15 protein-coding genes and 1 pseudogene are annotated in these 17,365 nt (G+C 30.0%); 2 read left to right on the plus strand and 14 right to left on the minus strand.

The window, feature by feature from the left end; translation table 11 throughout:
- Positions 1–150: 150 nt before the first annotated feature.
- The 10 genes and pseudogenes from sufC to BTO16_RS12645 form a co-directional block, all read right to left on the minus strand.
- Positions 151–900, minus strand: coding sequence for a Fe-S cluster assembly ATPase SufC (gene sufC, locus BTO16_RS12600; protein WP_105022029.1), 750 nt, complete (start codon positions 898–900; stop codon positions 151–153).
- 56 nt (positions 901–956) lie between these two features.
- Entirely contained in the window at positions 957–1,259 is a 303-nt protein-coding gene (locus tag BTO16_RS17875; RefSeq protein ID WP_317045827.1) for a four helix bundle protein, read from the minus strand.
- Positions 1,260–1,374: 115 nt separating this feature from the next.
- Positions 1,375–2,214 (minus strand): N-acyl homoserine lactonase family protein, encoded by an 840-nt coding sequence (locus BTO16_RS12610; RefSeq protein ID WP_105022030.1) that lies wholly within the window; start codon positions 2,212–2,214, stop codon positions 1,375–1,377.
- Between the two features lie 60 nt (positions 2,215–2,274).
- Positions 2,275–3,723, minus strand: coding sequence for a Fe-S cluster assembly protein SufB (sufB, locus tag BTO16_RS12615; protein ID WP_105022031.1), 1,449 nt, complete (start codon positions 3,721–3,723; stop codon positions 2,275–2,277).
- Between the two features lie 33 nt (positions 3,724–3,756).
- A pseudogene (locus BTO16_RS12620) lies at positions 3,757–4,077 on the minus strand (four helix bundle protein); the annotation flags it as partial.
- An 88-nt stretch (positions 4,078–4,165) separates the two neighbouring features.
- Positions 4,166–4,495 carry a HesB/IscA family protein gene (locus tag BTO16_RS12625; RefSeq protein ID WP_105022032.1) on the minus strand — a complete coding sequence of 110 codons (330 nt, stop codon included), beginning with the start codon at positions 4,493–4,495 and terminating at the stop codon, positions 4,166–4,168.
- 105 nt (positions 4,496–4,600) lie between these two features.
- Entirely contained in the window at positions 4,601–5,659 is a 1,059-nt protein-coding gene (locus BTO16_RS12630) for a cytochrome-c peroxidase (protein WP_211298236.1), read from the minus strand.
- A 101-nt stretch (positions 5,660–5,760) separates the two neighbouring features.
- Entirely contained in the window at positions 5,761–6,513 is a 753-nt protein-coding gene (locus BTO16_RS12635) for an MbnP family protein (protein WP_105022033.1), read from the minus strand.
- Between the two features lie 3 nt (positions 6,514–6,516).
- On the minus strand, positions 6,517–7,839 hold the full coding sequence (locus BTO16_RS12640) for a hypothetical protein (protein WP_105022034.1): 1,323 nt from the start codon (positions 7,837–7,839) through the stop codon (positions 6,517–6,519).
- 110 nt (positions 7,840–7,949) lie between these two features.
- On the minus strand, positions 7,950–9,380 hold the full coding sequence (locus tag BTO16_RS12645; RefSeq protein WP_105022035.1) for a choice-of-anchor B family protein: 1,431 nt from the start codon (positions 9,378–9,380) through the stop codon (positions 7,950–7,952).
- Positions 9,381–9,485: 105 nt separating this feature from the next.
- On the opposite strand from BTO16_RS12645, the gene thiL reads away from it, so the two are divergent.
- Positions 9,486–10,538 carry a thiamine-phosphate kinase gene (thiL, locus tag BTO16_RS12650; RefSeq protein WP_105022036.1) on the plus strand — a complete coding sequence of 351 codons (1,053 nt, stop codon included), beginning with the start codon at positions 9,486–9,488 and terminating at the stop codon, positions 10,536–10,538.
- A 37-nt stretch (positions 10,539–10,575) separates the two neighbouring features.
- Positions 10,576–11,736: an MFS transporter gene (locus BTO16_RS12655; protein ID WP_105022037.1), complete on the plus strand. Its 1,161-nt coding sequence runs from the start codon at positions 10,576–10,578 to the stop codon at positions 11,734–11,736.
- Here the strand turns inward: BTO16_RS12655 and BTO16_RS12660 are convergent.
- The 4 genes from BTO16_RS12660 to BTO16_RS12675 all read right to left on the minus strand — a co-directional run bounded on the left by BTO16_RS12660 (position 11,733) and on the right by BTO16_RS12675 (position 17,300).
- Positions 11,733–14,114, minus strand: a complete 2,382-nt coding sequence (locus BTO16_RS12660) for a TonB-dependent receptor domain-containing protein (protein WP_105022038.1) — start codon at positions 14,112–14,114, stop codon at positions 11,733–11,735. The genes BTO16_RS12655 and BTO16_RS12660 overlap by 4 nt on opposite strands.
- Before the next feature lie 145 nt (positions 14,115–14,259).
- Positions 14,260–15,372: a helix-turn-helix domain-containing protein gene (locus tag BTO16_RS12665; protein ID WP_105022039.1), complete on the minus strand. Its 1,113-nt coding sequence runs from the start codon at positions 15,370–15,372 to the stop codon at positions 14,260–14,262.
- 5 nt (positions 15,373–15,377) lie between these two features.
- The gene (locus BTO16_RS12670) at positions 15,378–16,493 is read right to left on the minus strand and encodes a helix-turn-helix domain-containing protein (RefSeq protein ID WP_105022040.1); all 1,116 of its coding nucleotides are present in this window, start codon (positions 16,491–16,493) and stop codon (positions 15,378–15,380) included.
- 15 nt (positions 16,494–16,508) lie between these two features.
- Positions 16,509–17,300 (minus strand): alpha/beta fold hydrolase, encoded by a 792-nt coding sequence (locus BTO16_RS12675; RefSeq protein WP_105022041.1) that lies wholly within the window; start codon positions 17,298–17,300, stop codon positions 16,509–16,511.
- Positions 17,301–17,365 lie beyond the last annotated feature (65 nt).

Genomic DNA, 17,365 nt, shown 5'->3' on the forward strand with positions numbered 1-17,365 from the left:
TTAGTCTTCAGTACTCAGTCTTAAGTTTATAGTTATCAGCATTTTGCTAAAACTAAATATTATAAAAACAGGATACTTTTTTAAAATTTATGGCCTTCAATTTTAAGCGCATTTTACTGCTGAATTAAGACTGAATACTGCCTACTTTTTTTAAACCAATTCTTGTTTAATCCAATCATACCCTTTTGCTTCTAACTCTAAAGCTAAAGATGCATCGCCAGTTTTAACAATTTTACCATCGTATAAAACATGTACAAAATCTGGTACAATATATTCTAACAAACGTTGATAATGCGTAATAACAATTACAGCATTGTCTTTAGATTTTAATTTATTTACACCATTTGCAACAATACGCAAAGCATCAATATCTAAACCAGAATCCGTTTCATCTAAAATAGATAATTTTGGCTCTAACATTGCCATCTGAAAAATTTCGTTACGTTTTTTTTCTCCTCCAGAAAAACCTTCGTTTAAAGAACGAGATAAAAATTTACGGTCTATTTCTAATAATTCAGATTTTTCACGAATCATTTTTAGCATGTCTTTTGCAGGCATGTCTTCTAAACCTTTTGCTTTACGTGTTTGGTTAATAGCCGTTTTTATAAAGTTGGTTACAGAAACCCCAGGAATTTCTACCGGATATTGAAACGATAAAAACACACCATTATGCGCTCTTTCTTCAGGAGCAAGCTCGCTGATATCTTCACCATTTAATTCAATAATTCCATCTGTAACGTCATAGTCATCTTTACCTGCAATGATGTTTGCTAAAGTACTTTTTCCTGCACCATTAGGCCCCATAATTGCATGGACTTCGCCTGCGTTTACTTCTAAATTCAATCCTTTTAAAATTGATTTCCCTTCTATCTTAGCGTGTAAGTTGTTGATTTTTAACATTATATTCTAGTTTAAAGTCTAAAAGTCAAAAGACAAAAGTCTAATACCTCTTTAATTTATTTCTTTAAGTATTTAATTAATCCTCCTATTAATCTCGAGATTTCAGCAACTTTTTCTTTAAGTTGATTGAAATCATCATTGTTTATGTAATTTAAATCGTTTGCTAAATATAATTGCGACCTAACTTCACCTGCGGAAGCTTTAGCAACATATAAAAAATAAACAAACTCTTTGTCTGTATTTCTCTTAAAACCTTCTGCAATATTTGAACTTATTGGTACAGAAGCTCTTCTTATTTGTCTTATTAGATCAAAATCTCTAGAAATTTTCTTGTTGGAAAATAGTATAAATAAGCTTATTCAAAACTCTTGCTTTTTTCCAACTTTCAATTTCTTCGAAAGATTTAAAATTCATATTCTTTTATTTTTATCAAATCTAATATGTCCTTTCTACTTTCAGACATTAGGCTTTTGACTACTTTTTATTTAATAATTTTTCTAATTTTTCAAAAGCAATTGGTGAATGCTGTATAATTACTTCTGCATTCTTTTCTTTAGCAAAAGCTTCAAACAAGTCCATACTTTCTAAAGTCTGTTTTACATCGTAATTAAAAGATGGGACTCCTTTATGTACTCTATTTTCTTCAAAATGATATAAATCACCCGTTAATAAAACAGGTTTTTCTAAACCGGCAACTTCTACATATAAAGCTTGATGCCCAATTGTATGACCTGGTGTGTATTTGATAACTACAGATCCGTCTCCAAAAACATCAAAATCACCCTTAATTTTTTGAATATTTTTTAATGCTGCTATCGCAGGATTTTTAACTTTTGCAGAATCTCCGGCAACTGAATTGTATTCATTTTCTTGTACAATCCAAGTAGCATCTTTCATTAAATTTGCATGGCCTGTATGATCAAAATGAGAATGAGACATTGCAAAATATTTAAAATCTTCAATTTTAAAACCGATCGATTTTAACTGATTTGCTAAAGAATCTGGTCTTTTAATAGCGTAAACACCACTTGGTTCGTTATAAGCATCTGTCATTACCAATTGCTCTGGCAAACCCGCGTCCCACATTAAATTTCCTTTTGGATGAGAAATTACATAATATGTGTCTGTAAATTGTTTTGTTTGACCCGTATAGGTAGTGTCTTGCGAAAAAACTTCTAATTTTTTTACCAAAATAGAACCACCAACTAATTGATATAATTTTACTTCTGGTTTCGCAATTTCTTCTACTTTTTTTTCTGATTTTTTACAACTTACAATACTAATTGCAAGAAATAAGAAAAGTATATTTTTCATTTTATATTTCGTTTTTATGATTATTAGATAAATTATTTTAAACGATTAAGTCAATTAATTTTAACCTACAGAACCTTCTAAACTAATTTCCAATAATTTCTGAGCTTCAACAGCAAACTCCATTGGTAACTTATTAAGCACCTCTTTACTAAATCCGTTTACAATTAAAGCGATGGCTTTTTCTGTATCAATTCCTCGTTGATTACAATAAAACAATTGTTCTTCACCAATTTTACTAGTGGTAGCTTCGTGTTCTATTTGTGCCGATTTATTTTTAACTTCTATGTAAGGAAACGTGTGTGCACCACAAGCATTGCCCATTAATAAAGAATCACATTGAGAAAAATTACGCGCATTTTCTGCTCTAGAGTTTATCTGTACCAAACCTCTGTAAGAGTTTTGAGAATGACCAGCAGAAATTCCTTTAGAAATAATGGTCGATTTGGTGTTTTTACCTAAATGAATCATTTTAGTTCCTGTATCAGCTTGCTGATAATGGTTAGTTACTGCTATTGAATAAAATTCACCTACAGAATTATTTCCTTTTAAAATACAAGAAGGATATTTCCAAGTTACGGCAGAACCAGTTTCTACTTGTGTCCAAGAAATTTTTGCATTTGTTTCGCATAAACCTCTTTTGGTAACAAAGTTAAAAACGCCACCTTTTCCGTTTTTATCTCCAGGATACCAGTTTTGAACTGTAGAATATTTAATTTCTGCATCATCCATGGCAATTAATTCTACAACTGCTGCGTGTAATTGATTTTCATCTCTACTTGGCGCTGTACAACCTTCTAAATAAGAAACATAACTTCCTTTATCAGCAACAACAAGCGTTCTTTCAAACTGACCTGTTCCGCCTTCATTAATTCTAAAGTAGGTTGATAATTCCATCGGACAACGAACTCCTTTTGGAATGTAGCAAAAAGATCCATCAGAAAAAACAGCAGAATTTAATGCTGCGTAAAAATTGTCTGATGTTGGTACAACAGTTCCTAAATATTTTCTAACTAATTCTGGATGTTCTTGAATTGCTTCAGAAATTGGCATAAAAATAATACCTTTTTCACCTAATGTTTTCTTAAAAGTTGTTGCTACAGAAACAGAATCTATAACAATATCTACAGCCACATTTGCTAGCTTTTTTTGCTCATCAATAGAGATTCCTAATTTTTTAAAAGTCTCTAGTAAATCAGGATCAACCTCATCTAGCGAGTCTAATTTAGGCTTCTTTTTTGGCGCAGAGTAATACGCAATTTCCTGAAAATTTGGTTTTGGATACGTTACGTTTGCCCACTCTGGCTCTTTCATTTTTTGCCAAACACGAAAAGCCTCTAAACGCCAATCTGTCATCCATTTTGGTTCGTTTTTCTTTTTAGAAATTGCACGAACCACGTCTTCATTTAACCCCTTTGCAAAGGTTTCGCTTTCCATCTCTGTATAAAAACCATATTCATATTCTTTGGTTTTTAATTCTTGTTCTAAATCTTCCTCTGTATATTTACTCATACAATTAGTTTATAATGTTAAAAAGTTAAAAGTTTATACAGTTGAGTGTAGGTATTTTAACAAACCAGTAATCAACTTTGAAACTTCATTTACTTTTAACTTTAATTCTTCAAATTCATTTTTGTTAATATATTTTATATCAAAAGCTAAATATAATTTACAACGAACTTCGCCTGCGGATGCTTTAGCTATATATAAAAATCTAATAAACTCTTTTGTTGTCTGCCTTTCAAATCCTTCAGCTATTTTAGATGAAATTGAAACTGACGCTCTTCTTATTTTATCTTTTAATCCAAAATCTTTATTAAATAAATCATTTAAATTTGTTACTTGATATACGGTTATCTTTAAATCTCTTGATTTTTGCTATGAAAGGATTTCTTTAAAAGAATTAAATTTAGCCATTTCTTTTACTTTTTTCTTTTCAATCAACTTTTTAACTTTACAAACTAAAAGACTCCCCACACCCACAAGTTCTGTTTGCGTTTGGGTTGTTAAAAACGAAACCTTTTCCGTTTAAACCTCCTGAATATTCTAAAACAGTGCCAACTAAATATAAAAAACTTTTTTTGTCTACAATGATTTTTACATCATTTTCCACAAAAACCTTGTCATTTTCTAGTTGATTTTTATCAAAAGTTAAATCGTAAGATAATCCTGAACAACCACCACTTTTTACGCCAACCCTCACAAAATCTTGAGCTGCATCAAAACCGTCATCAGTCATTAATTCAATAACTTTTCTCTTTGCTGTATCTGAAACTTTTATCATAATTTTAAATAGATTAAATCTAAATAGGCTACAAATATACAATATAACTAACATATTAATGCAAAGTTATATTATCAAATGTGATGGAACAATTAGTTTTATTGATTACTCTTGAAAGTCTGGATTATTAACAAAATCAAAATCAGAAAGTGATACCAAAAAGGCCTTTAAATCTGCCTTTTCTTTTGTTGTTAAGTTTACGCCGCCTTGATTTACCTTCTTCATTAAAGGATCTAAGGTTGATGATCTTTGCAAACCTTCTGAATAATGATTAATTACTTCCTCTAAAGTTGTAAATCGGCCATCGTGCATATATGGCGCCGTAAAAACTAAATTTCTGATGGATGGAGATCTAAATTTACCGTTATCTGCAGGATCGCCTGTTATATTGCCAAATCCTAAATCAGTAAAAGTAGCGTCTAAACCATTATTATGGAATTTATTATCGGTCCAAAGCGGATTGTTATCACTTCCGTGGCAATGAAAACAATCTCCTTTTGCTTCGTCCATAAAAATAGCAAATCCGTTTTGTTCTTCGGATGTTAAAATCGCTTCGCCTTTTAAATAATTATCAAATTTCGAATTACCAGAAATAAGCGTTCGCTCAAATTGCGCGATTGCTTTTGTTACGGCAACAGAATCGATATTTAAGTTACCAAATGCTTGCAAAAACAACGTTGGATATTCTGGATGCTCTTGTAATTTTTGGGCTATATTTTTCCAGTTCGCATGCATTTCTATAGGATTTGAAACGGGCTCTAAAGCTTGTTTTTCTAAACCAAATTCTTTGCCATCCCAAGCAAAACGCTCATCAAAATTCCATGCTAAATTAAATAAAGGCATTGAATTTCTTGTTCCTAGAAGTCCGTTAATTCCGTCACTAAGTTGTTGATTGTCTGTAAATGATTTCTTTGGATTGTGGCAAGAAGCACAAGATTGCGTTTCATCGCCAGAAAGTATTTTATCAAAAAATAATTTTTTACCAAGTGCAACACCTTCTTGGGTTAAAGGGTTGTTCGAAGGAATTACGGGTGCAATTAATTTGTTTGCAAAAAGTGCCGGAATTTCTAAATTATATGGAATTGGTGTATAGATTTCTTCTTCTTTTGATGCGCAATTGATCAGAAGAAAAAAAGAAAGAAGGTATAGAAATTTTTTTGTCATATTTATTTTAAAAATTCTTAAAACAGTACTCTCAAAAACTTTATAAACGCTCTTTAAGATCGATTGATTTCATTTTTTTAGGAAATTGTATCGAGCTATTTTTACTGCGTTATAGCACCCAAACTAAAAACAGATTTACCATTAGCACTCATCAATTTTTGTGCCTCAAAATTTGGCATTAAAACGGTGTTTAATTGGTTTAAATTCCAAGTATTCGGGTTTTTAAACCATTCTGCAATGTTCATTTTAATTTCAATCGTTGCATTATTTGTGATTTCTACAGTACCTAAATCAACTTCGAAAGAAGTATCTTGAAAAATTAATTTTGAAGGATCTGCTCTGTTTACAGCTCTAAGAGTATGATAATTAAAATTTGCATCTTGGTTGTTGGTGTCTTTGTATTTACCATCAAACTGCATATAATGATAACCACCGCCTAACATACCAGGAACGTTGAAAGAAACTGAATTTAAATCTTGATATTCACCATCTTTATTGTCGGCATCGGCAAAACCGAATCTAAATTTTAAAATACTTGTACCTTGTTCAATTTGCTCAAAATTGAGTTGCAAACCAGTGTTTTCTCCGATATTAATTAGTTGATAATTTTTTATTTTACTACCAACTGTAATAGTAGAAAGTAAGTATCTTAAATCACTAATACTTATTGTTTCGCCATGTAGATTCGTAAACTTAAAATCATTAAAATCTGATGAAGTTACAGGAACTCCATCCCAATTTTGGGTGAATTTTAGTGTAACATTTACAGGTTCTGGGTACACACAACATTCTACTTGATCACCACAAGATGAAAAGAAAATGAGGGTTAAGAAAAACAAAATTATTTTTTTCATTTTCTATTTTATTTTTATAATTAATGCATCCGAAAAGCCTTTGTTTTCTGTAACATCACCGCTGGCACTATTACTTTCTCCTACGGCAATTATTGATTTATTTTGCAACTCTACCGCATCGTACAAAAAGTCAATTTGAGAACCACCCACTGTTTTTTGCCATTCTATTTCACCAAACGAATTTACTTTAAGAATCCAAGCATCATTTTGCCCTTGATTTATAAAACCAAGGTTAGAACTTCTTGAGCTTCCTGCAATTACAAAACCGTTGTCTTGTGTTTTAGAAATAGACCGAGCAACATCAAAACTAGTTCCTCCAATTGTTTTCTCCCAAATAAGAGTTCCGTTTGTATTTATTTTTATCATCCATAAATCTGCTGCTCCGTTGTTAAAAGAAACATCAATATCAGCACTTCTAGTATCGCCAACAATTATAAAATTTCCGTCATCAGTAGCTACAATTGCTCTTGGTTCGTCAATTTCTGAACCTCCAAAATTTTTCTCCCAAATAAGGATTCCTTCAAAAGTAATTTTTAAAACCCAAAAATCATAACCTCCTTTATTGTTAGTAATATTAAAGTCTTTACTGTCTGAAGAAGCTGCAATTATAAACTCGTTATTTAAGGTTTCTACAACTCCGAAAGGAGTATCGGTAAAAGAACCTCCAAAATATTTGCTCCATTGTAAATTACCGTTTGGCGCTAATTTTAACGCCCAAATATCGCCGCCAGCATGTTTAGCTTTTTTAGAGTTTCCTTGACCTCCAGAAGCGGAGACATCTAAAACACCTGTTACAAGGTATCCATTGTCTGACGTTTGGATTAAAGAAACACCTTTGTCTGAACCTAAAAAACCAAAACTTTTTTCCCACAAACGAACTCCTTCTCCTGTAATTTTAAGAATCCAGAAATCTTGTGAACCTGCGTTTAAAGAAACGTCTTTATCTGCGGTACTTGCATATCCTAAAAGAGCAAAACCACCATCATTTGTGGCAATAATATCTACGCCTCTATCATCTCCAGAACTACCAAACGTTTTGTTCCAAAGTAATTCATCATCCGAAGAAAACCTCATCACCCAAAAATCAAAACTTTCATCGCTTTTACTAGAACTATCAAAATCATTACTTTGTGTGTAACCCAAAACGACATAACCACCATCTGTTGTTTTAACAATAGAATTTAGTGCATCATTTTTAGAACCACCAAATGTTTTAACACTACTTACTTGCCCAGAATTTATAAAGACATCAAGGTTTGTTTCAACCTTATCTTTAGAACAGTTGCATAAAAAAAGCAGCACTATTATATAACCAATTATTTTCATTTATTAATTACGAGTATTAGCTAGGTTTATCTTTTAAGTCTAAAGTTACGTGTACACATAAAGAAGATCTTACAATGTATCATTTTATATAATCTATAGTAGTGTTTTGATTATTTAACAATAAGTTTGGTCGTATTTTGATTATTAATCTTAATAAAATAAACACCTTTTTGAAGCCCTTTTGTATCTAAAACGTATGTATCATTATTAATATTATTTTCTTCGATCATTTTTTGACCCAATAAATTATAAATCTGTATACTTTGTACAAATTGATTATTTGATGACTTAATAGTTGTTTTGCCTGATGTTGGATTTGGGTAAACAGAAAAAGATTTTTGTAATTCTTGATTTTGTAAACTTAATGTTCCATTTTTTTTAATGACAAAAAAACCATTATTAATATCGCTAACAATAATATTACCACTAGGAAAATACGGATACACATTCCAAGCACCATTAAAAGCAGTACTGTTGTTGTTTGGGTACGTGTCAAAAAAACCAACTTCTGTAAAAATTTTGTTTTCTACGTTTGACACGTCTATCATTCTAACACCTGCCGTATAATTTGCTTGAAAATATATATTATCTTTTATATAACCATTATGATCTATTGCTGCTGTGCTGCCGAAATAATCAAAATGATATAAAGGATTGTCTAAATCTGTAAAATCGAAAACAATAGTTTTTGTGTTATTTCCAATTTGCTGCTCATCTAACTCATCACCTAAAATAAAATACTTTAAATCTTCTGTAAACCAACCTTGATGCGCATACCTTACATTCGTATAACTTATTGTTGAAATTATTATTGGATTCGCCTTATTGGTAACATCTGCAATTACAACCTCATTTTCATTGCTACCAATAAGAATTTCTTTGCCAGTATAATCTGTATCTGGACCGTTATATGTAATAACTTGTGCATCATGAGCGTATCCACCGGCACCAAAACCACCTTCTATAACAGGGTTTGTAGGGTTTTGAATATTTATAAATATTGGTCCACCACCGTAAGTAGAACTTCTACTAGCGCCTACAATATACGCATAACCAGTACTTTCATTAATTATAATATTGTGTGCACTTCCAAATCCTGTAAAATGAGTATCTGCTGTAAAGTTTACAGGAGGATTCGAAACCGTTCTTAATCTTTTTAGGTCAAAAACTTGCATGCCGTGATTAGAAGCTTCACTTACAATAAATGCATGTGAATCGTACACTTTTACATCTCTCCATGGACTATTTACAGTACTTGTTTTAAGAGTGCCTAAAATAATTGGTGCTACTGGGTTCGAAATATCAATAAAGGTCATTCCTTTTGTTGTGCCCATCAATGCATATTCCTTTTGTGTTTCTGGATCTACCCAACCCCAGCTATCATTTCCTTCTGCACCAAAGCTACCAATGGTAAAAATAGAAATGTGAGATTGTAAATCATAATCTTTACATGGATATTGTCCTGCAAAGCCATTCACACAGGGTGTTTGAGCTAAAAAATATTGGGATACTAGTATAACTATTAAGGTAATTTTTTTCATTGTTTGGGTGTTTTTTGTCAAAAGTAATATATAAAATCTATTTTTTAATAAACATCTCTGTTAAAGTACTTCAAAAAAATTTTAAAATCTACCTATCTTTGCAGCATGTTAGAAGACAAAAACCAACAAAGAACATCATTAGCAGAACTAGGAGAGTTTGGCTTAATCAATCATATTACAAAATATTTTAAAACTGAAAATTCATCAACAATTAAAGCAATTGGTGATGATGCAGCCGTTTTAGATGCATCAGAAAAACAAACTTTAGTTACTACAGATTTGTTAATTGAAGGTGTCCATTTTGATTTAAGCTACATGCCACTTAAACACTTAGGATACAAGGCTGTAGTGGTTAATTTATCTGATGTGTATGCAATGAATGGTGTTGCAGAACAAATTACAGTTTCTTTAGCGGTTTCTAACCGATTTTCTTTGGAGGCAATTGAAGAGTTGTATGCAGGAATTCAGTTAGCATGTGAAACGTATAATGTAGATTTAATTGGTGGCGACACTACATCATCAACCAAAGGAATGTTAATTTCTGTTACTGCAATTGGCAAGGTAAATAAAGACGAAGCTGTGTATAGAAACACCGCTAAAGAAACCGATTTAATTGTGGTTACTGGTGATTTGGGTGCTGCTTATTTAGGATTACAAGTTTTAGAAAGAGAAAAGCAAGTTTTTAAAGTAGATCCTAATAATCAGCCAGATTTAGAAAATTACACCTATTTAATTGAGCGTCAACTAAAACCTGAAGCACGAAAAGATGTTGCTGGTTTATTGCAAGAATTAGAGATAAAACCAACTTCTATGATTGATGTTTCTGATGGATTATCGTCTGAACTTTTTCATATTTGTACACAAAGCAAAGTAGGCTGTAAAGTATACGAGGACAAATTACCTTTAGATCCGCAAGTAATTTCTGCTTGTGAAGAATTTGAGTTAGATTCTACGATGGTTGCTTTAAGTGGTGGCGAAGATTACGAGTTACTTTTTACCGTTGGCATTGCTGATTTTGATAAAATTAAAGGAAATCCTCATTTTTCAATAATTGGTCATGTTACCGCAGAAAACCAAGGGTTGCAATTAATTACAAGAGCTGGTCAAGAAATTGGGTTGAAAGCGCAAGGTTGGAATTCGTTAAATAAACAAGATTAAACGAAACCTTTATCACTAAAAATTATCGTTACTTTTAATGAAATCACTGCGTTTAATTCTGTCTAATGCAAAATATTTTGCGCCTGCTTGGGTTTTTTCATCTATCAATATTTTAATAGGTACTTGGATACTTTACATACCTTATATTAAAGGTAAATTTGATTTAAATGATGCTCAAATTGGTTTCGCTTTGTTTTTTACGGCTTTGGGTTTGTTAATTTCTATTCCGTTTGTAGCGATTATAAATAAAAAAATTGGCGTTGGTAAATCGACTAAAATCGGAATTATTCTTTTAGCAATTTTCTATAATTTTCCGCTACTTGCGCCAAGTTATATTGCTTTATGCACTGCTTTATTGTGTGTGGGTTTCCTGTCTGGTTTTACAAGTATTTCTTTAAATGCGTTAACTTCTCATATCGAAAAAAATGAAGAACAAAATTTTATGTCTGCAGCGCATGGTTTTTTTAGTTTGGGCGGTTTTATTGGCGCAGGAATAGGAAGTTTATTTATAAGTCAGTTTTCAAATCCAAGTATTCATATGCTTGGAATCTCTGTATTTATTATTTTAACTACCTTTTTTTTAGCTAAAAATTACGAAAAAATAAGTGGTTCAGAAAAAGAAAAAACCAATCATAATGCTACTTTTTTTAGCAGCATAAAACCTTTATTAGTAATTTCTATAATTGCTTTTATCATTATGTTTAATGAAGGCGCTGTAGAACATTGGAGTAATTTATTTCTTTTTGATGTAATAAAAGTTTCGGAGAGTAAAGCAGGTTTTGGCTTTATTCTTTTTTCTTTAACCATGACTATTGGTCGCTTTTTAGGCGACGGATTTAGCCACAGAATAGGTTCTAAAAAAATTATTCTCTATTCTTCTAGTATTGCCTTTATTGCCTATTTATGTATAATTTCTTCAAGTTTTTATTTTAGTGTTTTAGGTTTCGGACTTTTAGGTTTTGGTTTGTCTGTTATTGTGCCAGAAGTTTTTAGAATTGCTGGTAAAACAAAAGGTATAGAAACTTCTTTTGCAATATCTATAGTTTCTGGAATTGGCTTTGTTGGTTTTTTAGTTGGGCCAGTAATTCTTGGGGCAATCTCTAACTGGAGCAACTTAGTAATGAGTTATGTTTTTTTATCAGTATTGATTATTATTGCCTTTTTATTGGCATTGTTTGGGTTAAAAAAGAAGGTTTAATTACTCCTTCTTTGTTCTTCATCATTCCCAAAACCTCTCTTTTTTACATTTATTTTTTTGTTTCCAAAATCATAAGAAAGTGATATTCTAAAATTTCTAGAGCTTTGGTTTTGACTGTAACTTTGGCTGATATTATTTACAGTAGAATCATAATTATTTAAGCTTCCTGTGTTTAAAACATCACTAAAAAACATTGATACTTTAATGTTATTTTTAAAATCGTGTTGCAATCCAAAAGATAAATGGAACATTTCGCCAACACTAAACAAACCATCATTATGAAAAGAACTGTACCAAGCATTGGCTTGTAATTTTGTGCTTTGACTTAAAATAAAGGTATTATTTGAGCTTGCAAAAAATTGAATTCCGTCATTAACTTCTGCGTTATTGTTGTTAGTTAATTCTGTAAAATGTCCTAATAAATTGATGCTATTTTGGCTTTTAAACCAAGGAATCTTGTTGTAAGAAAAACTTTCTTCCCACGTTAAAGTATGTTTTGTAAAATAGTTTTCTTGGGTTACAATTTGGTTTTGATTGACAACATCTGTATTAAAAAACACCCCAAAACCATTGGTAATAATGTCTAAAGATAAGCTAGAGTTGAGGTTGTTTTTATACAAATGAGAAATTTTAAAACTATCAGAAAAAGAAGGTTGTAAAAACGGGTTTCCTTCACTATAGCTATTATCATTTATATAAAAACGAAAAGGATTTAAGTTTCTAAAATTAGGTCTGTTGATTCTTTTTCCATAAGAAAAATTGAAATTATTAGCTTTATTTTTTGAATATGAAAAATACAAGCTTGGAAAAAATTTAGTATAATTATTGCTGTTTTCCTGATTTAAATCTACATTAAAACCAGTTGTTTTGGTGTCTTCAAAACGCAAGCCAAATTGCATTTCTAATTTCGCTGTTAAATTGGTATTTCCAGAAAAATAAGCTGCCAAAACATTTTCTTCGTATTCAAAATCGTTAGACTGACTTGGGTCTAAAACTGGAGTTCCAGAAAGGGTATCAAAAAATAGAACACCACTATTTGTATTGGTAATACTCGCTTTTACACCATAAGATAGATTTACTTTTTTAAACGGATATTCCACATCAATTTTTGCGCTAAAATTTTCAATTTCTTGATTTGCTTCGTTTAAAGCAGACGAATTTACACCTTGTGAAGCTCCTGAATTATTAAAACTTTCCGTAAAAAAATTGATAGTTCTATCTGAAGTAAATGTAAAATAATCGGCATCAAAAGAAATGTTTCTACCTAAAGAATCTAATTGTGTTAGTAAGTGGAAATTTACAGAATGATTCTTATTATCATTGGTATTATTACCTGTTGTAAGTAGTGATCTTTCTAGATTATTATTCGTGTCAAATATATCAAACATCGTTTCTGTAACTATATCTGGCTGAGTTGTATTTCCTAAATATTGCAATCCAAAAGTAGTTTTATCACTTGTTACATACTCAATTAAAAAACGTCCAGAAAATTGATCTTGTTGTGTTCTTCCTTTAATATCGATATCCCAAAAATTTGCAGGATAATTTATTTGTAAACCTTCTAGATTTTGTTCTCCTCCTTTAGTTGCATTAACGCTTCCAGAAAAGGAAATTTTATCCTTATTGTAAAAGAAATTATTAGAAAATGAGGTGAAATTATACTTATTTTGATTGTAAGAAAGTGTGGTTGCATTTTTCCAGGAATCTTGTGCACCTTTCTTTAAAACAATATTTATTAAACCTCCGTTTCCTGCTGCATCATATTTAGCTGGCGGATTTGTAATTACCTCAATTTTTACAATATCATTTGCAGAAAATCCGCTTAAAAAAGCAATCAAATCATCACCTGCTAAAGGAGATAATCTGCCATTAATTAGTACTTGACTTGCCCCTTTTCCTAAGATTGAAAGTGTGTTGTTTTGCAACTGAACTCCAGGTGTTATTCTTAAAACATCCAAACCATTTCCACCAACAGCAGCAATGCTTTTTTCTACATTAAAAACAAGTCTGTCTATTTTTCTTTCGATGACTCTTTTTTCAGTTTTTACAACAACTTCATTTAAATATTGCGCGTTATCTTCTAGTAAAACACTTCCTAAGTTGATATTTTTAGTTATTTCAATTTCCTTTGTAAAAGATTTATATCCTAAATAACTAATTTCAATGATAAACTTTCCTTGGTTTACTTTTATTTCAAAAAGCCCATTATTATCTGTAGTTGTTCCTGCAACTATTTTATTAGTTGTATTTTTTATAATAACATTTGCAAAAGGGATGACATCGGTTTTATCTGTTACTTTTCCTTTAATTATCTGCGATTTTATTATCCCAGAAAATAATAAAGTAATTATTAAAAGGATTTTCATTTTTGTATTCATCTTGTACTTTTTTTATTAGATGGTACAAATGTGCAATTGAAAAGAGTTTTGTGCGACCGAAAACACAAAGTCGAACCCTTTTCTAAATTAGAAATGAGTTCGACTTTGTTTTACAAACGTTCGACTTTACGTTAAGTATTTGATTTTAAGCTGTTTTTCTGTATTCAGTTGGTGTTAAACCTGTATGCTTTTTAAAAGCAGTATTAAAAGAAGATTTAGAATTAAAACCAACTTCGTACAAAATTTCTAAAACCGTAACTTCTTTTTTGGATGGATTTTTTAAGATTTCCATAGCTTCTGTGATTCTATATTCATTTACAAAATCAAAAAAATGTTGATTCAAATGTTGATTGATTAATACTGATAAATCTCTTGAATTCATTTCAATTTCTTCAGCTAAATTTCTTATTGATAAAGAAGGATTCAAATAAGGTTTTTCTGTTTTCATATAAGCTGTTAATTGTTCAACTTCTTTTAAATCGATATTATTTTTTTGATCTTCTTTATTAAGTTCTGTAGTTAATTTAGTTTTAGAATCTACTCCATTAAATAAGTTTGGATGTTTCATGATTTTTAGTCCATACCAACAAACAAAATATAAAGTAACAATACTTAAAACAATTTCTGAAATTTGAAAATAATCGTTATCTCCAAAATATTTAAATAAATTTTTAACAAAAGCAACGCCGAATAAAGCTCCAATAAAAACCAACAGCTGAAGCAACCAATTGTACGTTTGTATAGTAGCACTAGAATAATTTTCTACAAATATTTTCTTGGCTCTTTTTAAAACAATAAAACCTAAGATAATGTAAATAGCAAATTGAATGTGTAAAGAAAAATGTAAATAGATGATTTCAAATTGCGAATTGTAATTTTCAAAAAGGGTAAGTTTTTCTGATGGATTGCTTAAATAAAACCTGGGAGTCATTACCAAATTCCCAATAATATAAGGTGTTAAATGCCATAGCTGTTTTCGTTTTAATGTAAAGTCTGAATAACAAACAGAAAGAATATACAAGTAAAAAATCGGCATTATTAAATACGATAATTGGCTTTTAAAAATTATAATATTACTTGTTATATTTAAAAATAAAGACCAAGAAGTATATTCAAAAGCACTTAATACCAAATAAGCAGCAAAAATTTTATTGCTAATTTTATTAGTAGATTTTACAGAGAAAATAAAAAATGCCAAAAGCAATGATATACAGGTAGCTATAATTCTTATTAGATCTGATACGTCTAAATTTTCCATTTTTATTATTTTTTTCTGTATTGAGTTGGTGTTAAACCTGTATGCTTTTTAAAAGCAGTATTAAAAGAAGATTTGGAATTGAAACCAACTTCGTATAAAATTTCTAATACTGTAAACTCTTTTTTTGATGGATTTTTTAAGATGCTTTTTGCCTCTTCAATTCTATATTCATTTACAAAATCAAAAAAATGCTGATTTAAATTTTGATTGATTAAAACTGATAGATCTCTAGTATTCATTTTAATATCATCCGCTAAATTTCTAATAGATAACGAAGGGTTTAAATATGGTTTTTCAGCACTCATAAAATCTTTTAAAACAATAGCTTGTTGGCTTATTTCTGAATCTTCTTTAAATGATTTTATTTCTTGAGAAGTTTTTAAATCTACCTCAATTCCTTTAAATAATTTTGGAGAATTTACCGCCTTTAAAAACAACCAACAGATAAAAAACACACCAAAAAGCAATACAATTATTCTTATAATTTCTAAAGAATCGCCATTTGAATTCGTTCTAAAAAAACCTTTTATAACTGTTAAAACTTGACCAATAAAAAGTAAAATAGTTAATTGTTTTAGCCAATTATAGTTTTTAAAAGCGTTTTTATCCGTAAAATTTTCTAACAATAACTTTCTATATCGAACAATATAATATATTTCTGCAGCTAAATAAGCAAATGATAAAATAGCTCCTAAATAATCTAAAAAAGTGTTTTCAAAATTAGCATCGTAATTTTTAAAAAATTCAATTTTTGCTTCATTACTTGCTAAAAAAAAATTAGGAACTAAAACTAAAATGGAAATTAACCAAGGCAATAAATGAACTATATGCTTCTTTTTTAATTTAAAATTCGAGTAAATAACAGATAAAATATATAAGAAAAGTAATGGATTTTTAAATGCTGATATTTTGATGCGCAACATTTCTATTGCAAGTGGTAATTCTATAAACTGATGATAAAAAAAAGCACTAATATCTATAGCTGTTACAACTAAAAAAGCCGCTAATAATTGGTTGCTTATCTTTTTTTCTGTTTTTACCGATAGCAAAAAAGCCGAAAAAAGAAAAAAAAGAATAACAATAAGTACCGCCAAAAAAGGAATTATTGATTCGTAATTCATAATTCTCAAATATACTTATAATTTAGAGGAACAGGTTTTAATAAAATTTTTTAAAACAACTATAAGTTCCACTTTGTTTTCAATATGACTCATATGTCCGTCAGGAAAAACAACAAGTTCTGAATTGGTTTTTTTAGCTTCTTCCAAAGAAATTTCGTACTCTAAAACAGGGTCTTTTTTGCCAATAATCAGCAATTTTTTAAAATTATTTTCTGATAAAACAAAATTTGTATTTTCACGCAACTTCATGCCTTCATTGGCTGCAATATAACCTTGTAATGAGGTTTGCAAAGCTTCATTTTTTACAGCTGTAATTTCGCTTTTAAAAGCAGCTAAATTTTCTTGATGAAACAAGTTTGAAATGGATAATTTAACCATATTTTCAAAATTATTTTGCACCATTTTATTTGCTCTCGTTCTTAATTTTTTACGCTCTTCAGAATCTTCGTAAGAGGTTGAATTTAATAAACATAGCCCTTTTATTTTGGCGAAGTTTATTTTGGCATGCGCTAAAGAAATATAGCCTCCTAAAGAATGCCCAACCAAAATATATTTTCTGATTTTTAAGTGTTTTAAAACGGCATCAATTGTTTCTGCAAACAACTCCATAGAATGCACATATCCCAAACAATCAGATTTTCCATGACCTAATAAATCAACTGTAATAATTCTGTTTTTTTTAATGAGTTCTGGTTTTATTTTATCCCACATCGTGGTATTTTCTAAAAACCCATGAATCAGCACAACTACAGTTCCTTTTCCTTGATCAGTATAAAAAATGTTGGCGTTTTTAAAATTCAGAATCATAGAAACAAATATAAGATTTGATTCTATTTAGAGAACTTAAAACATCATAAAGTATTTACTATATT

The organism is Polaribacter glomeratus (assembly GCF_002954665.1).
GTDB lineage: Bacteria > Bacteroidota > Bacteroidia > Flavobacteriales > Flavobacteriaceae > Polaribacter > Polaribacter glomeratus.

Coding starts and splice junctions, on each gene's coding strand:
- sufC (WP_105022029.1), bottom strand. CDS start 900: ATGTTAAAAATCAACAACTTACACGCTAAGATAGAAGGGAAATCAATT.
- BTO16_RS12610 (WP_105022030.1), bottom strand. CDS start 2,214: ATGAAAAATATACTTTTCTTATTTCTTGCAATTAGTATTGTAAGTTGT.
- sufB (WP_105022031.1), bottom strand. CDS start 3,723: ATGAGTAAATATACAGAGGAAGATTTAGAACAAGAATTAAAAACCAAA.
- BTO16_RS12625 (WP_105022032.1), bottom strand. CDS start 4,495: ATGATAAAAGTTTCAGATACAGCAAAGAGAAAAGTTATTGAATTAATG.
- BTO16_RS12630 (WP_211298236.1), bottom strand. CDS start 5,659: ATGACAAAAAAATTTCTATACCTTCTTTCTTTTTTTCTTCTGATCAAT.
- BTO16_RS12635 (WP_105022033.1), bottom strand. CDS start 6,513: ATGAAAAAAATAATTTTGTTTTTCTTAACCCTCATTTTCTTTTCATCT.
- BTO16_RS12640 (WP_105022034.1), bottom strand. CDS start 7,839: ATGAAAATAATTGGTTATATAATAGTGCTGCTTTTTTTATGCAACTGT.
- BTO16_RS12645 (WP_105022035.1), bottom strand. CDS start 9,380: ATGAAAAAAATTACCTTAATAGTTATACTAGTATCCCAATATTTTTTA.
- thiL (WP_105022036.1), top strand. CDS start 9,486: ATGTTAGAAGACAAAAACCAACAAAGAACATCATTAGCAGAACTAGGA.
- BTO16_RS12655 (WP_105022037.1), top strand. CDS start 10,576: ATGAAATCACTGCGTTTAATTCTGTCTAATGCAAAATATTTTGCGCCT.
- BTO16_RS12660 (WP_105022038.1), bottom strand. CDS start 14,114: ATGAATACAAAAATGAAAATCCTTTTAATAATTACTTTATTATTTTCT.
- BTO16_RS12665 (WP_105022039.1), bottom strand. CDS start 15,372: ATGGAAAATTTAGACGTATCAGATCTAATAAGAATTATAGCTACCTGT.
- BTO16_RS12670 (WP_105022040.1), bottom strand. CDS start 16,493: ATGAATTACGAATCAATAATTCCTTTTTTGGCGGTACTTATTGTTATT.
- BTO16_RS12675 (WP_105022041.1), bottom strand. CDS start 17,300: ATGATTCTGAATTTTAAAAACGCCAACATTTTTTATACTGATCAAGGA.